The following is a 15,632-nucleotide window of genomic DNA, read 5'->3' on the forward strand; positions in this document are numbered from 1 at the left end:
GATAGTCACATTTGTGGAGGTAAGGAGGAGCACTATGACGAAATTGGACCCTTCTATGATGTTAAAAGTGAAAAGGGATACGTTTTACCTCCCTGAACCAAACAGCGGTGTTTACTTCAGGAATAACCAATGCTCTTTCCGAATGCAGGGAAGCGGGATTGATCAGTGGGTGGAGAAGCTGCTGCCGATGTTCAACGGGGAATATTCTCTTGAGTATTTAACCAACGGACTGCCCGAGCCTTATCAAAATAGAGTCATGGAAATCGCGGAGGTGCTGCTTGAGAACGGATTTGTCCGGGACGTAAGCCGGGATCAGCCTCATGAGCTGCATCCCCATATTGTGCAGAAGTTTGCTTCACAAATCGAGTTTGTCGACAGTCTGGCGGGCTCGGGTGCTTCACGATTTGAAACGTTCCGCGGGGCCAATGTCCTGGCGGTCGGATCCGGCCCATTCCTGACTTCTCTCGTTTCCTCCCTGTTGGAATCGGGGATCCCGAAGGTGCAGGTGCTGATAACCGATGAATGTCCGACGAATAGACGCCGGCTGACGGAGCTTGTGAAACATGCCCGTAAATCGGATCCAGACATCGACCTTCTCGAAGTCCCCTTCAGCCACGGTGGATGGCGGGAGACTTTAAGACCATTCGATTCGATTTTATATATCAGTCAAAAGGAAGACCAGGAGGAACTCGACCTCATCCATGCCCTGTGCAGAACCGATAAGAAGCTGCTTATTCCGGCGCTTTGCCATCGGGAGAAAGGCATTGCAGGACCCATCATCCATGCTGACTCTGAGGCCGGATGGGAATCCGCATGGAGACGGCTCCATTCCTCTGCGTTGCGGAACGAGCACCATACGCATGTTGAATCGGCGGTTCCAGGAGCGATGCTTGCGAACATGATTGTCTTTGAGTTGTTCAAGGAGCTAACAGGCGTTTCAACATCCACACAGAGAAATCGAATCTATCTGCTAAATACCGAAACCCTTGAAGGCAGCTGGCATTCCTTCCTCCCCCATCCCCTTGAAACGGGATTGATGGAAGCGGAAACGATTTACAGTCCGGAAGCGCGTCTGGAACAGAACTCTGAAAAAACCGATCCAGAAAAAGTGCTGTATCTCTTTACACGCCTCTCATCAAAAGAAACGGGGATTCTTCATGTTTGGGAAGAAGGGGACACGAAGCAGCTTCCTCTCGCTCAATGCCGTGTCCAGCCGGTGGACGTCATGTCCCCTGGACCAGCAAAGCTGCTGGAGGAAGTGATTTGTAGCGGCTTAACCCATGAAGAGGCACGGCGGGAAGCAGGATTATGTGGAATTGAAATGTATGCATCAGGACTCGGCCGATTGCTCGTCCCCCATGAGGAAGGGGAATTTATAGCCATCGCAGCAGGAGCGACGTTTTCAGAATGTGTCGGACGCGGTGTTCAGACGTGCCTGACGGATCGATTGAGAAAGAGAGAATCTGCTCGGAGCAGTAGGGTGTGCCGTCTTGAGCTTGATCATGTCGAGGATGAGAAATGCCAATTTTATCTGAAGGCCTTGACCACACTTGGTGGAAAGCCCCCGGAAATCGGATTGGGGGAAGAGGTTTCTGGTTTCCCTGTCCTTTATGTTCGTGGAAAAAATGGCTGGTATGGCCATACGGGGTTAAACGTCACCCTCGCTCTGAGGAACGCTCTTCAACATGCACTCTTTCAACTTCAAAATGATACCCGTGCCACACAGCCTGTTGCCGTTACACTGGCAGAAGGGAAAGCGGAGAAAATCAGCATACCGCCGAGCAACGAGTTTGCGAGCGAAGCACTCCAAACCTTGAAACGGAATGACTTAAAACTCGTCATGTATGAACTGAATATCGAACCCATTTTAAAACAGGAGCTTACAGGGGTGTTCGGTGTACTGCTGCGAGAGGAGGGAACGACATGAGCTCTTTCGTCGTAATCGTCGGGGACGGGATGCTGGCGGACTCGGTATGCTCCGAATTATCAGTCCGCTACCCCGTTTTCCGGCAAAAAAGTGTGGAGGCGACATTCCCGGCCAATACGGAGTTGGCCCTCGTCCTGGATGACGCGTGGAATCCGGCTGTTCACCAACGGACCGAAGAAGTGATGAGGCAGCTTTCAATCCCATGGCTGAGAGGCTTCGTGGCGTTTGGAGAAGGAATCATCGGACCACTGGTTCTGCCGGACAAACCAGGCTGCTCCCAATGTGCCGATCTCAGGCGTCTCCTTGGCGGCAAGGAACGGCATGAGATGCGGCAGGTTCAGGAAAAGCTCGCGGAAGAAGGCGGTATGACGAGAGATCCATGGGCATCCGGGATCGGTTTCCTTCACTTGACTCATATCGTGTCAGCAGAAGCCTCCCGGATCCTCCAAGGGAAAAAGGCATCCGCCGAGGGACGGGTATGCTTCACCGATTTAAAAACATTGAACACCTCGTGGCACTCATTCGTTCCCGATTCCCTCTGTCCGGTGTGCAGTGGGATCCCGGACGATGCACCGGAACGTGCACGAATCACCCTTCAGCCCAGTCGGAAGATCCGGTCAGACAGTTTCCGGTGCACTCCCCTCGATGAGTTGAAGCAGGTCCTTGTCAGCGACTACCTGGATAACCGGACCGGCCTTTTTAACAGCAAAATGTATGACCTTGTCACCCCCTTTGCCGATGCGAGCGTGAACATGCCGATGCTCTCCGGCGATGAAGGGACGGCTGGCCGGACACAGGTATACTCGGATAGTGAACTGACGGCCATCCTTGAAGGGTTGGAGCGTCACTGCGGACTGCAGCCCCGCGGCAAACGGACCGTCGTCCGTGAGAGCTACCGGAACGTGGAGGAACATGCCCTGAATCCCCTCACGGTCGGAGTTCACACAGATGAGCAGTACAGGATGAAAGGTTTTCCTTTTGAAAAGTTCGATTCTGACCGGGCCATCGACTGGGTATGGGGCTATTCCCTCATCGATGAGCGGCCGATTCTCGTCCCTGAGCTTCTTTCCTATTACAGCCTCGGCTGCAGCTCATCCGGTTTTGTGTACGAAACGTCCAATGGCTGTGCCCTCGGCGGAAGCCGGGAGGAAGCGATTTTCTATGGCATCATGGAGGTCGTCGAACGGGATTCCTTCCTCATGACCTGGTATGCCGAGCTCAACCTGCCCCGCCTTGATCCCTTTACGGCGGAGGATGAAGAGCTTCAGCTCATGATCGAGCGGATGAGGGCGGTTGCCGGGTATGATCTGTATTTGTATAACTCCACGATGGAGCACGGCATCCCAAGTATTTTTGCCATGGCGAAAAACAGGAAGGATACGGGATTGAACCTGATCCTCGCGGCCGGTGCCCACCTGGATCCCGTCAGAGCGGCGAAAAGTGCGATCCAGGAGCTCGCCGGGATGATGCTGAATCTCGATGAAAAACTGGAGAAAAACAAAGCCGATTATGAAAAAATGCTCGATGATGACTCCCTTGTCAGGCAGATGGATGACCACGGCATGCTGTACGGTCTGCCTCAGGCTGAGGAGCGATTCGGCTTTTTACAGGATGAGGAGCGTCCCTTGCAGAGTTTCCAAAATGCCTTCAAAGAACCGTCTGCCCATATCGACCTAACGGAGGATCTGGAGGAGATTCTCGATACATTCCGGAATCGTGACCTTGATGTGATCGTCGTCGACCAGACCGCACCGGAACTTACCAAGAACGGACTGCACTGTGTGAAAGTCTTAATTCCCGGCATGCTCCCCATGACGTTCGGGCACCATCTCACCCGCCTGACCGGTCTGGATCGGGTCCTGAACGTACCGGCGGAACTTGGATATGCCGACCGGCCGCTGACGTTTGATGAGCTTAATCAGAAACCCCATCCGTTTCCTTAACGGAGGAAGAGGTGAAAAGGATGAGTCTCGAATCCTTTCTGCACAACCTGCAATTTGATATCAACCGGGCGAATCTTCCTGGTTTTGAAGTGGACTGGGAGGATGCCCCCCTCCCCTACAAGCTGTATAGGGGATTGCCGGCTGTCCCCCTTTCCCTGGAAGTACCCTTGTCGCTTTCCGGGAGACCGGGACCTGTTAGCCTGGAACGAATCGGTCACTTCCTCTGGTATGTGTATGGCATCAGCGGGGTGAGCGAGTCGCTGTATCCCGATGATACGGGGAGCGAAGAAGTCTCCCCCATCCACTCCAGCCGGCGTTTCGCTCCATCGGGAGGGGCCTTGTATCCGAATGAGCTGTACATCTACTTAAAGCTCGATGATCTGCCCCATGGAATCTATCATTATAATCCTCTCCATCATCAGCTTGTCCTCCTCCGGGAAGGCAATGTCGATTCCTATGTGGAACGGGCACTCGGCAACCGCTGTGACATATCATCCTGCTTTGCCACCGCCTTAATTTCAACGAGATTTTGGAAAAATTATTTCAAATACAATAACTTCTCCTACCGGCTGCAGGGACTCGATGCCGGCGTCCTCATGGGACAGCTGCTGGAAACGTCCAAACAGTTCGGATTCGAGTCGGGGGTGTATGCTCAATTTCTGGATGCTAGCATCAACCGGTTGGTCGGAGTGTCTGATGAAGAAGAAAGTGTCTATGCCGTCATTCCCCTTTCGGTTGAGGCAACAAATTGGGCTGTGGGGAGAAGCGTGATGGATCGGGGTGTCAGATCTGAGGAGTTGTGTCGGGAGTTGCCTCCTGCCGATCTCAAAGTCTATGAAAAATCTGAAAGAGTAAAAGAGTTTCCCATGCTGTTGGCGGTGAATGAGGCTTCTAAAATCCGGTCAACAGGGGAATTTCATAAACGTGGAAAACCGTGCGTTGATGATAAGAGCAGAGGAATCGAAATCCTCTTACCTGAAGTTGAGTCCTCTCCGTATGATTTCGCGGAAGCGTGCAGGAATCGCCATTCCCCGGAAATGGATTTTGTGATGGGAAAGGTCAGCGTGGAGAAGCTTTCGGCTTTATTGAAAACAGCCCTTCAATCCTATGCTTATCGGAGTGATCTTGACGAGGTTCCTTATGATAATGGGGTTGGTTTGTCGATTGTTGGCTGTTTCTATAACGTAGAAGGTGTACCTGACGGAGCATACGCCTATGACAGCAGCCGTCATGCCCTGCGGAAAATCCAGACAGGGGATTTCCGACTGGAGCTGCAGAAGGGGCTCTCACTCGACAACGTCAACCTGCTTCAGGTGCCACTATGCCTTCATATCACCGGGAACCGAAAATCCTATCAGGACACCTTAGGATACAGAGGCTACCGGATCATGCAAATGGAAGCAGGCATGCTCGTCCAGCGCCTCCTCCTCGCATCATCCGCCCTCGGCTTCGGCGGCCATCCACTCCTTGGATTCGACACCAAACGGACCGACCACATCTACAAACTAAACTCAGAAAACCAAACCACCCTCATCCAACTACCCATCGGCCCCTCCCGTCAGCGCGCCTGGCTCAAAGGTAGTTTAATGAATTAGAGGGACGGACCTTTATTTTCCCGTTTTGATTTTGAGGCTGGGGGAATTTGGAGGTCCGTCCCTCACTTCACTTCCAGCACTTTCGTCTTGACCCAGCTACGGCCGAATAAACCGGTATAGACGAGGACTGTTCCGATCATGACGATGAAACCGATGTAGACGCTCATCATTGTTGGCATCAAAAAGGCACCGATGATGATGGTGGACCGTGCGACGAGGTCCGCTCCGCTGAAGGACAGGTTGGAAAAAGCAGAATATGAGCCACGCTTGTCGCTCGGAATCATATTCGCCTGTTCTGCATTCCGGATCGGCGAGTAAATCAGTTCCCCCATCGTCGCAATCAGGTTGAAAGCGATCAGGAGATACCACGTATTGGCGGATGTGACCGTCGCATAGCCGATGCCATACAGGATCAACCCGATCAACAAAGCATGCTTTTTATTCAACGTATCGGTATAGCGATTGATGATAAAAGTAAGACAAACAACTAAGAGCATATTCTCGATGTTCAAGATACTGAGCATCCTCACCCCGACGATCTCGAAACTCCCTATACTCACAGCCTCAAACGTTTCCGCCAGGCGGATCCCGATATAGCTGTTCAAGGAAAATTCCGCCGCGAAGATGAAAGTCGATCCTGCCACCACTTTCACGAAGGCCGAATCCTTAAAGGCGACCCTGTAGTTGTTCACAAGATCGACGAACACATTCGCATGCTTTTTCTGAAGCTGGTCCTTAAAGTTGTCCTGAAGCCAAATCCCATACGCAACGGGAATCGTTGTCGATGTGAAGGTCAGCATCATGAATAGCTCTGTCTGATGGTTCAGGTACAGCAGTCCCCCAAGGGCGGCACCGATCGCCATGGACAAGTTAATCAACCAGTAATCCAAAGCATAGACGGCTTTCCGGTTCTCCGGCGTCGTCGAGTCGATAATGATCGCATGCATCGCAGGACGGCCGAGGCTGCTCGTGATGATGAACCCGATATAAGCACCTGCAAACAGCAGGATCAGATTATCTTCTGGAAATAAACTTGCCGTCATCACCAAGAAAAACAAGGCATTCAGCCACGACGTCGTCAGCAAAACTTTTTTCCGGGGAAAACGGTCTGATATGTATCCCCCGACTAGGTTGACGCAAAATCCGATCACGACAGTCCCGATCAGGAAGATCCCTGCCCAGATTTTATTCAGTTCCTGTGCAAAGAACAGCGCCATGAATGGCATGACGGCGGATGAGACGGCACGATTGAAGAATGACGTGATCATCCGTACTTTAATATTTTGAGGTAATTCCTTCCACTTCATGTTGTTCCCCCTCCTCTATTTACTGTATAGTAAACTAGACGGAAAAATTTAAAAATAGACACTTTTCAAATTGATGTCCCCTTTTAGGAGGAAAACCCGCATGGAGAACAAATTACTCACCCTTTGGAGGTACTATCCCTCCGGCAGCATCCGCGTCGAGGAAATCTCTGAAACCCTGCAATTAAGCCATAAGCAGACCTCCCGCTACTTGAAAAAATGGAATGAAGAAGGATGGATCGCTTTCACCCCAGGCCGCGGACGTGGGAATGTATCGACCCTGAAATGGAAGAAAGATGTGGAGGAAGAGTTCGAAGAAGAAGTCGTGAGGCGGATGGATGAAGATCCGATCGACGAGAGCAGCAAGTATCTCATGTACAACTGGTCCACAGACAGCAAGATGAGGCTCATGACGCATTTCCACAGTAAGCTCGGGTTCGTGAAGGAATCCAAAGATAAGCTAATCGTGCCGAAGCGCTATCCCTTTTTCTCCATCCACCCACTGGAGGCGGCCGACGTCATGAGCGCTCATCTGGTGGCAAACGTCTTCAACCGCCTCGTTTCCATTACAGTAGACGGGGACATCTTACCGGAACTTGCTCACAGCTGGGATTCTTCTACAAGTAAACTTCGACTCTATTTAAAAAAGGATGTCCGGTTCCACGACGGCTCCATCCTGACCGCAAGAGATGTTGTCCACTGTCTCGAACAGCTAAAGAACTGCCATCACTATCAGGAACTATGGGAACCGATCGAAGAAATCGAGGTCAAAGCCCCTCTCATCATCGACATCCACCACCCCGGGGGCTGCAGTTACATCCTTCCCATGCTCACGATGATGTGTGCGAGCATCTATAAAGAAACCAAGGGACGGACCTTCGGAACAGGCTGTTTCTCTCTTGAGGAAAATACCGATTCAAAGACGACCCTCACCGCCTTCAAGGAACATTTTCAGGAGAGACCACTCCTTGATGCCGTGGAATTTGTCCAAGTCCCAAAGGATTTCAAAGGAATCTATCATTCTCATATAGATGATAATCAATCTACTTCCGTTGAGGTTGAGAGTGACTCAGGGTTCGGGATTATCGTCATGAATGCACTTCCGGGACGAGACTCCCAGATTCAACGAAAAGAAGTCCGGGATTATCTGCACTGGGTCATTGCGAAATACCGCCATACCCTCCGTGACCTCGATCCCCGCCTGACACCGAATGGGAAAAGTATTATCGTCGGTCAGGATCAAGGCATGACGATCAACGAAGTGGACCGTCCCCTGCTCACCGAACCACTCGTGATCCGCTGCGCCAACCATACAGCGAAGACCACCGAGTGGCTCGTGGAGATCTTTAAAAAAGAGGAAATCCCCGTCGACGTCCAGTGGTTTTCGTTTGCCGACACGCTGACAAGGCAGCCGGAGACCTTTCATGTGGATCTATTCGTACACGGGGAAATCTTTGAATCCAACCAGGATTTTTCGTTTTATCACTTTCTGAAAAATGGATATTCGCCTCTTCAAGGACTCTTTGAGAAAGGCAGCCCGTGGAAAGCATACCTGGACAAGTACTGCCATACTCCTTTTGAAAAATGGAACGAACTAAACATGACACTGGAGAAGAAGCTCATGGAAGAGTCAATCATGATTCCTCTATATTATGAGAAACGCTACATCCCGTTTTCAACGGATATAATGAATATCGAATTCAAGCATTTTGGGTATGTGGACTTTTCGAGGCTGTGGGTGCGGCCGGAGGTATAGAGTGAACTGAATCGGACATATGTCCTTTAATTCCTAACGTAAGAACGGGTATCGTAAGAAAGAAGAAACCATTGCTGAATGAAAGAGGAGATCATGATGACACCACCATCTATCTGTATGATAGGAGCAGGATTTCACGCCACCACCAATATTTATCCATCTTTGATAGAAGCAGGCGCGACCATCAAGGCTGTAGCCACCAGGAACATGGAGAATTCCAAGAAGGCTTTGCTTCGATTTGGCAGTACAGGGAATGCCTATGATCATCACATCACGATGCTTGAAGAAGAAGAGTGCGATGGAGTGATCGTTGTCGCTCAGCCCCGAGATCAAGCCCGACTCGTCATGGATTGCATCAAATCCGGAAAGCACGTGTTTGTAGAGAAACCACTGGGCATGACAAAGGACGAAGCTCAGGTCATCGCAGATGCGGCAGAAGAAGCTGGGGTTCAGGTCATGGTCGGCTTTATGAAACGATATGCACCGGTCTACGAAACCCTTCATACCCTTATCCAGGAAGAAGAGCTGGGGTCGGTTCGGTCATTCGACGCCCGCTTCGCCGTCGACAGCACGCCGTTTTGTAAAAACGATGAGGAGTATCTGAAATTTGCGGCGATCCACCTAGTCGACCTTACCCGTTATTTGTTCGGTGAAGTAAGGAATGTGAAAGGGTTCAAGAATAGTGAGGGACCACATATCTCACAATGTCTCACCCTCGAGTTTCAAAACGGAGTGGTCGGAACGGTCTTTTTAAGCGGAATGTCGGCCTGGTCCCGAGAAAGTGAAAGGCTGCAGGTCACCTTCGATCACGGCTTTGCAGAAGCTGTGGAAATCGAAACCCTGCGCATTCACGCCTCCCAAACCTTCGAAGACCTTCCCTGGAAAGGATTAAAGGAAAGAGATACAGTCTTCACACCATCCGCCTCCCCCATGTCAGGAACCATGAGGGACCTGTATCTTAGAGGATTTACAGGAGAAATGGCACACTTCCTCGCATGCTGCGTAGGAAAGAAGACATCACATTCCAACGCGAGAGACAACGTTGGGACGATGGCATTATGCGAAGACATCCTTCAAGCATTAAAATAATAGTCAGGTGACGGGGACCAAGGGACCTGTCCCCTTGGCTCTTCTCAACCTCTCACGCCATCTGTTATGCTATCAACATCTCAAATCTATCAAAGGAGTCACCATGATCTCATTCTTCCTCACCCTAAAACGACTGCTCAAAGCCCTCTGGCAGGCTTTTAAGCTAAAAAACTTCCAGGTTCTTTTCACCATGGTCCTGGTCATGTTATTCTCAGGCACATTTTTCTATGTGAAGCAGGAAGGCCTGGCCGTGATCGACGCCCTTTATTTTTGCGTGGTCACGTTAAGCACGATCGGGCATCCCACCTTTGAACCTCAAACGCCTTTCGGCAAGATCTTCACGATGATCTATATATTCGGCGGTAACGGTGTGTTCATCGGGATGATCGGGTACGTGGCGTATGCCATGATCCAGAAACCGGAGAAACTAAAAAGGAATGCTGAGAAAGAATAGCATTCCTTTTTTGTTCATGACTTATAGGTGAAATAAGGACCGAATTCCTCATTATCATGTGTCTGGACATACGTCCAGGTGAAGTTTTTATCGACGATGTACACATCTTCTTCATCCCGCAAGTCCTCCACTCCGAGCCTAGAGGCATTCTGTACGAGGAGAACATCTTCTTTTAGTTGATAAAACACAAAGCATTCTTTTTTGCGCTGTTTTTGAAAAAGCTCTTTCGCCTTCTCGCCAACAAAACGATCGGTCCTCTCCCAACTAAACACATGCCAAAGAAATCCGCAGGAGTACCGGTCACTGTGAAGAAAGATCGATTCCTTTTCTTCCTCGCTTAAGTGGGACACAAACGTCTCTTCCCACTTGTTCAACAGGTAGTTGCTCCATTCGGGTATTTCCACAACCCTCATATGACGGGCGGCCAGTCTATCGTACAGGTCTATCATCTTCGTTCCTCCGTTACCTAAGCGCTCGCTCAAACTCCAACGTCACGCCGTCCCCATTCTTCTCATCAGCTTTCATGATGTTGACGGTTTGAATATATCCCTTCACTGCTTCATCCCCATGAGTCATCGAATTCGACGAATCAGCCTCCTTCAACACCTGTAGTCCGGCCAATTCATCCAGATTTCCAGCTTGTTTGATTAATTGTTGCTTGATTTCTTCTTCCTGCCCTTCCGGCTCGAAGGTCAATTCAAATCGATAGCGGGTCGACAAATCCGGTCTGAAGTAAGTCTTCTCCCGGATGGATCCATCTTCTTCCACCGAAGTGCCGATCCCTACCGTGTTGGCAGGCACTTCATTAAGGGTCCCGGCAGTTTCTTCTTCAATTTCTTCGGGTGTAGCATTTCCTTTATATGGTTTTAACTTAATTTCCAGAATTGTGTCAGGCGGAAGATCCGTATCCCCTGATATCACCATATTCTCCCCATCCAATGTAAGAGTCGCATCAATTTTAAACGCAGGTTCCTCAAGCTCCTCCTCCTCGGCTTCCTCCTGCTCCTGCACATCCGCTGTTTGCCGATACTCTTTTTGGACTTCCTTCTGCTCTGCGTTCTGCGCGAATGGATTAAATACCACGCGACAGGCTGAGAGGAACAGACAGGATGAAAGGAGTACAACAAGTAGAACTATCTTTCGACACATTTACATATCACCTTCGACATTATTTTCTGAATTGTGTTTACTAATGCATGTCGTTATTGTAGCATGAATATTGTAAAATTTGTAATTTTTCCTAAAGTTAGGCAGGGGAGTTTTTTTATGAATAAAGCAGTACGCACACCCTTTCATTTTGTCATTGTGTTCATCGGTTTGTTTCTACTCAGCGGCATCAGCGCTTTATTGGATTATGATACAGAGCTTGTCATCAATGTAGGAGCATATGGCCTCAGGCTGTGGCAGACGATGCTTGAACTCGCCTCACCTTCTTCCATCATCGTCCTGTGGGGCGCAGAAGATAAACAATACGGGATGTTCGACATATTTCTCACTACCTACCCATATTCGTTCACCATTTTGTTCATCTCCTTTTTGGTCGCCATTCTGATTTCAGTTGTCGTAAGTTACCTGATGATGCTTATGCCGAGAAAGCTATTCCGGGCTTCAGAAAAAGTCGTCAACATTCTCGACGGAATTCCCGATGTCTTCCTCGTCGTGTTATTCCAGCTGTTCATCATCTGGCTGTTCAAAAAAACGGACTTCCTCTTATTTGATATCTATACGACGGGGGAAGAACAGATTTATATGCTGCCCGTCATTTGCCTCTCGTTTCTGCCCGTGGTGTTTTTAGTCAAACAATTTTTATACCAATTAAAAGAAGAGGAAAGTAAGCCATACGTAGAGTTTTCCTTTTCAAAAGGGTTCAAGAAGAGTTATACGATCTGGTTCCATGTGTTCCGGAATGTATGGATCCATTTCTTCCTGCATTTGAAGCCGATCTTTCTGCTCATGCTCTCGAATCTGCTTGTCATCGAAATTTTATTCAATATCAAAGGCTTTATGACAGTCCTGCTCAGAACGGCAACGTCGTCATCACCAGCCTTTTTTATTGGGATGCTTCTGATATTCGTCCCATTCTACATCGTGTTTACGATCGGTTCCCTACTATTGAAGAAATGGCTGAAAGGAGGAGAATACCATGTCTAGATCGCTCATCAAACGAATGACTTTTCCTGTCTTGATCATCGTCGGCCTCCTTGCGGCAAGCTTCCTGATCCCAGTGTTGAATCCTGACTATGATAAAATTACCCAATATTTAATGGATCACAACAATAAGGTGACGGCTGCACCGCCTTTTACGCCTGAAGAAATGCCGCTCTTGGGGAGTGACCGGCTCGGCCGGAACTTTCTCTTACTCCTAATAGCCGGAGCAAAATTCACGATCTTTGCTGCCCTTTTCATCGCTGCACTCAGGATGATCTTCGGCTTCGGATTCGCCCTTCTGTACACCTTTCTGCCGGGATCATTCACCCGTATATTAAAGGGACTGGGAGAAGCGTTCCAATACCTCCCCCTTGCCATTGTCGTGTTTGGACTCTTGGCCCCGCTCGAGGGAGCTTTTCAGGGAGATGCCCTCCCATCCGGCCGCTACTTCTTTATCCAGCTGGTGGGGATCGCAGCGATCACCATCCCTTCTCTCGGCATTTACCTGGGAGAAGAGATGAAGCTCTTTATGAAGCAGGAATTCGTCGATGTGTCGAAGAGCATGGGGGCAAGCCGCTTTCATTTAGTGAAGAAACATCTGGTGCCACAATTTCTGCGTCACTCGATTGTCTTATTTTCCGAGCAGGTGTCACAGGCCCTTTCCCTGCTCATTCAGCTCGGCATCATCCTCATGGCCCTCGGCGGCATGAAGGTGGCCGAATTCGCCATTGGTCCCTTTGAGCCCAGCAACCCGGTTTATTTCTCTAAAACGAACGAATTGGCCGCGACCATTAGTATGAATATCCAGCAGGTGTTCTCGACTCCGTTGCTTGTGGTTGTACCGCTGATCCTGTTCTCGATCCTGATCCTTTCCATCAACTCCATCAGCTCCACGCTAAAGAGAGCTTTGATCGACAGTGATCTACCGGTGAAACAAAAGGTGAATGCAGAGGAGAAATCCAAAGAACGGGTTGTGCGGTCGGAAGAATTGTTTACATTTAAGGGATGAAGCACGGAAGCATAGGGACGGTTTCCGTGCTTCCTTTTTTGATGAAAAGGCATCCTGCTTTTTTAGGCCAAAAATGTCGGGCAGGGCGTCTCTGATTTTGATTAAAATGGATGATGAAAGGGGGGATTCGATGGACTGGCTTACGAGAATGAATCAGGTGTTGGATTACATTGAAGAACATCTTGATCAAGAGATAGACTATAAAGAATTAGCGAAAATCGCATACTGCTCGGATTTTCACTTTTCCCGGATGTTTGCCTCTCTATCGGGGATTTCATTATCAGAATATATCAGGCGCAGAAGACTGACCCGGGCGGCCTTCGATTTACAGAGAACCGATATCCGGATTTTAGAAGTGGCGAACACGTATGGGTACGAGTCTGCTGATTCGTTTTCCCGTGCTTTTATAAAAACGCATGGAATCAAACCATCTGAATGCCGTCATGAAGGGGTGCCGTTGAAAGCTTTTCCGAAAATATCCTTTCAATTGACGATAAAGGGAGACACGGAAATGGAATATCGAATCGAGCATGTGGAGTTTGAAATCACATTGGCAGGAAAAGGAGAAACAGTCAGCACCAACCGGGCCTTTAAAATCATTCCCACTCTTTGGAGCAAAGGGAAGAAAAACGGCTTCATGCAGGAATTAATTGATATGTCGTGGAAAAATCCGAAATGCACATTGGAAGGCGTATTAGGGGTTTGTGGAAAAGAAGCGGCCATCATGGAGGAAGAATTCACCTATTTCATGGGAGTCCGCTATGACGGAGAGCCGCGCGAGGGAATGGAAACTGTGGTGATTCCGCCGAGTACGTGGGCCGTCTTCCCGAATGTCAGGGAAGCCTGGAAACGGTTATATACTGAATGGGTCCCTACCTCAGGATATGAACTGGCCAATTTACCGTGTATTGAATGTTATTATGGACCGGGACATAAGCCACGCCATGAATTATGGGTGCCCATCGTCACACCATAACTTCATGAACAACGGAGCTTACCCTTTAAAAGGGGCAATGGGCCAACATCCAGCCATTGCCTTTTCATGTTCAAATAATCTTCCCGCTCACCGGTGAAGAAAGATTCATCATCGTATACGGTTCTCCATACTCCATAGACGCATCAATAAATGCTTCCAACAATTGATTGTTTCCGGTCACAACCTTCACTAGATAACTGTATTCCCCAGTAAGCCGGTGACATTCTACAACGTGGGGATGTTCCTTGCAAAAGGCTCTGAATGCTTTACACCGATAGGTTTTCATCAATACAAAAGCTTTAACCGGTTTGTTCACCTTTTCCGGATCAATGATGGCTTTGTACCCCTCTATGACTCCCTGCTCCTCAAGCTTTCTAACCCTCTCTGTGACGGCAGGAACGGAAAGGGAGATTTCCTTTCCCAATTCAGTCATCGAAATCCTGCCGTTCACTTGCAATACGTCCAATATATGCCGGTTTATAGTATCCACGATTCTCCACCTTCAAATGTAATGTAAACACCAATCATTTCCTTAATAATTTAAGAATAACAGTAAAAACCCCTAAGAAATAGCATGTAAACAAATTCTTTTTTTCAATAAGATAATGGTATATCAATGAGAAAAGGGGTTTGGTTATGGGATTAGAAATGAAGTCAATATGCGAAAAATGTGGAGACGATGTTCATGGGGAGGCTTACATTTGTGTTCATGAATGTACGTTTTGTTCCTCTTGTACAAATGAAATGGCCAACATTTGCCCAAATTGTCATGGAGAACTGGTGAGACGACCGAAACATGCTGCGTCTTGTCCAATAGGAGGCCGGTCATGAAACGTGCACTTGTCATCATAGATGTACAAGAGACGTTCACCCATCCTCAATGGGGAAAGAGGAATAACCCGTTTGCAGAGGACAATATCAAGGAATTATTAGATGAATTTCGGAAAAAGGAGGAAGAAATCATCTTTATCAAACATGTTTCAACGAATCCTCTCTCCGGCTTTCATCCAAACCATGAAGGTTCAGCGATTAAAGAAATCGTGAAACCTCTCGAAACAGAAACGGTTATCACAAAGGACGTAAATAGCGCTTTTATCGGCACCTCACTTGAAAGCCACTTACACGAAAGAGGCATCAAAGAAGTGGTGATCACAGGGTTAACGACTCCCCACTGTGTCTCCACCACTACCAGGATGAGCGGAAATCTGGGATTCACCACGTATCTAATCGAGGATGCAACGGCTGCATTCGGAATCCACTATAAAGGGTCATTCATAGATGCCGAGACCGTCCATACCGTTTCTCTTGCCACCGTGCACGATGAATTTGCCACTGTGATAACGACCAGGGAATACCTTCGACGATTGTAAAGGGTAGAAGCACGGGGACGGTTCCCGTGCTTTTTCTTTCATCCAAGAAGCTGCAACAGAA

General features: G+C 48.8%; 15 protein-coding genes. 11 read left to right on the plus strand and 4 right to left on the minus strand.

What is annotated here, in order from left to right; translation table 11 throughout:
• The first annotated feature begins 34 nt into the window (after nt 1-34).
• The 3 genes from KYJ26_RS11405 to KYJ26_RS11415 are packed head-to-tail and all read left to right on the plus strand — an operon-like array spanning nt 35 to nt 5,465.
• Nucleotides 35-1,927 (plus strand): putative thiazole-containing bacteriocin maturation protein, encoded by a 1,893-nt coding sequence (locus KYJ26_RS11405; RefSeq protein WP_219167389.1) that lies wholly within the window; start codon nt 35-37, stop codon nt 1,925-1,927.
• Nucleotides 1,924-3,870 carry a TOMM precursor leader peptide-binding protein gene (locus tag KYJ26_RS11410; protein WP_219167390.1) on the plus strand — a complete coding sequence of 649 codons (1,947 nt, stop codon included), beginning with the start codon at nt 1,924-1,926 and terminating at the stop codon, nt 3,868-3,870. The genes KYJ26_RS11405 and KYJ26_RS11410 overlap by 4 nt, the downstream gene beginning before the upstream one ends.
• A 20-nt stretch (nt 3,871-3,890) precedes the next feature.
• Nucleotides 3,891-5,465: a SagB family peptide dehydrogenase gene (locus tag KYJ26_RS11415; protein WP_219167391.1), complete on the plus strand. Its 1,575-nt coding sequence runs from the start codon at nt 3,891-3,893 to the stop codon at nt 5,463-5,465.
• 62 nt (nt 5,466-5,527) lie between these two features.
• Here the strand turns inward: KYJ26_RS11415 and KYJ26_RS11420 are convergent, their stop codons facing one another.
• The gene (locus KYJ26_RS11420) at nt 5,528-6,772 is read right to left on the minus strand and encodes an MDR family MFS transporter (RefSeq protein ID WP_219167392.1); all 1,245 of its coding nucleotides are present in this window, start codon (nt 6,770-6,772) and stop codon (nt 5,528-5,530) included.
• Nucleotides 6,773-6,872: 100 nt separating this feature from the next.
• Here KYJ26_RS11420 and KYJ26_RS11425 point away from each other — a divergent pair, with 100 nt between their 5' ends.
• From KYJ26_RS11425 to KYJ26_RS11435, 3 genes are all read left to right on the plus strand, one after another.
• Complete coding sequence (locus KYJ26_RS11425; RefSeq protein WP_219167393.1) at nt 6,873-8,525, plus strand: ABC transporter substrate-binding protein; 1,653 nt, start codon at nt 6,873-6,875, stop codon at nt 8,523-8,525.
• Nucleotides 8,526-8,621: 96 nt separating this feature from the next.
• Entirely contained in the window at nt 8,622-9,614 is a 993-nt protein-coding gene (locus KYJ26_RS11430; protein WP_219167849.1) for a Gfo/Idh/MocA family protein, read from the plus strand.
• A 103-nt stretch (nt 9,615-9,717) separates the two neighbouring features.
• Nucleotides 9,718-10,068 carry a potassium channel family protein gene (locus KYJ26_RS11435; RefSeq protein WP_219167394.1) on the plus strand — a complete coding sequence of 117 codons (351 nt, stop codon included), beginning with the start codon at nt 9,718-9,720 and terminating at the stop codon, nt 10,066-10,068.
• A 14-nt stretch (nt 10,069-10,082) separates the two neighbouring features.
• Here KYJ26_RS11435 and KYJ26_RS11440 read toward each other — a convergent pair whose 3' ends face one another.
• Both KYJ26_RS11440 and KYJ26_RS11445 read right to left on the minus strand, forming a co-directional pair.
• Complete coding sequence (locus KYJ26_RS11440; RefSeq protein WP_219167395.1) at nt 10,083-10,517, minus strand: DUF4275 family protein; 435 nt, start codon at nt 10,515-10,517, stop codon at nt 10,083-10,085.
• A 13-nt stretch (nt 10,518-10,530) separates the two neighbouring features.
• Nucleotides 10,531-11,217 (minus strand): hypothetical protein, encoded by a 687-nt coding sequence (locus tag KYJ26_RS11445; protein WP_219167396.1) that lies wholly within the window; start codon nt 11,215-11,217, stop codon nt 10,531-10,533.
• Between the two features lie 117 nt (nt 11,218-11,334).
• Here KYJ26_RS11445 and KYJ26_RS11450 point away from each other — a divergent pair, with 117 nt between their 5' ends.
• The 3 genes from KYJ26_RS11450 (at nt 11,335) to KYJ26_RS11460 (ending at nt 14,201) form a co-directional block, all read left to right on the plus strand.
• Entirely contained in the window at nt 11,335-12,219 is an 885-nt protein-coding gene (locus KYJ26_RS11450) for an ABC transporter permease subunit (RefSeq protein ID WP_219167397.1), read from the plus strand.
• The gene (locus tag KYJ26_RS11455) at nt 12,212-13,225 is read left to right on the plus strand and encodes a hypothetical protein (protein ID WP_219167398.1); all 1,014 of its coding nucleotides are present in this window, start codon (nt 12,212-12,214) and stop codon (nt 13,223-13,225) included. The genes KYJ26_RS11450 and KYJ26_RS11455 overlap by 8 nt, the downstream gene beginning before the upstream one ends.
• A gap of 130 nt (nt 13,226-13,355) precedes the next feature.
• Nucleotides 13,356-14,201: an AraC family transcriptional regulator gene (locus KYJ26_RS11460; RefSeq protein ID WP_219167399.1), complete on the plus strand. Its 846-nt coding sequence runs from the start codon at nt 13,356-13,358 to the stop codon at nt 14,199-14,201.
• A gap of 70 nt (nt 14,202-14,271) precedes the next feature.
• On the opposite strand, the gene KYJ26_RS11465 is transcribed toward KYJ26_RS11460, so the two are convergent.
• On the minus strand, nt 14,272-14,691 hold the full coding sequence (locus KYJ26_RS11465) for an Lrp/AsnC family transcriptional regulator (protein ID WP_219167400.1): 420 nt from the start codon (nt 14,689-14,691) through the stop codon (nt 14,272-14,274).
• Nucleotides 14,692-14,837: 146 nt separating this feature from the next.
• Between KYJ26_RS11465 and KYJ26_RS11470 the strand changes: the two genes are divergently transcribed.
• Together KYJ26_RS11470 and KYJ26_RS11475 are read left to right on the plus strand one after the other, a co-directional pair.
• Nucleotides 14,838-15,032 (plus strand): DUF1272 domain-containing protein, encoded by a 195-nt coding sequence (locus KYJ26_RS11470; protein WP_219167401.1) that lies wholly within the window; start codon nt 14,838-14,840, stop codon nt 15,030-15,032.
• Nucleotides 15,029-15,571, plus strand: coding sequence for a cysteine hydrolase family protein (locus KYJ26_RS11475; RefSeq protein WP_219167402.1), 543 nt, complete (start codon nt 15,029-15,031; stop codon nt 15,569-15,571). Before KYJ26_RS11470 ends, KYJ26_RS11475 begins: the two co-directional genes overlap by 4 nt.
• Nucleotides 15,572-15,632: the final 61 nt, after the last annotated feature.

Origin of the sequence: Rossellomorea orangium, from assembly GCF_019334305.1 — a bacterium.
Classification (GTDB): Bacteria; Bacillota; Bacilli; order Bacillales; family Bacillaceae_B; genus Rossellomorea.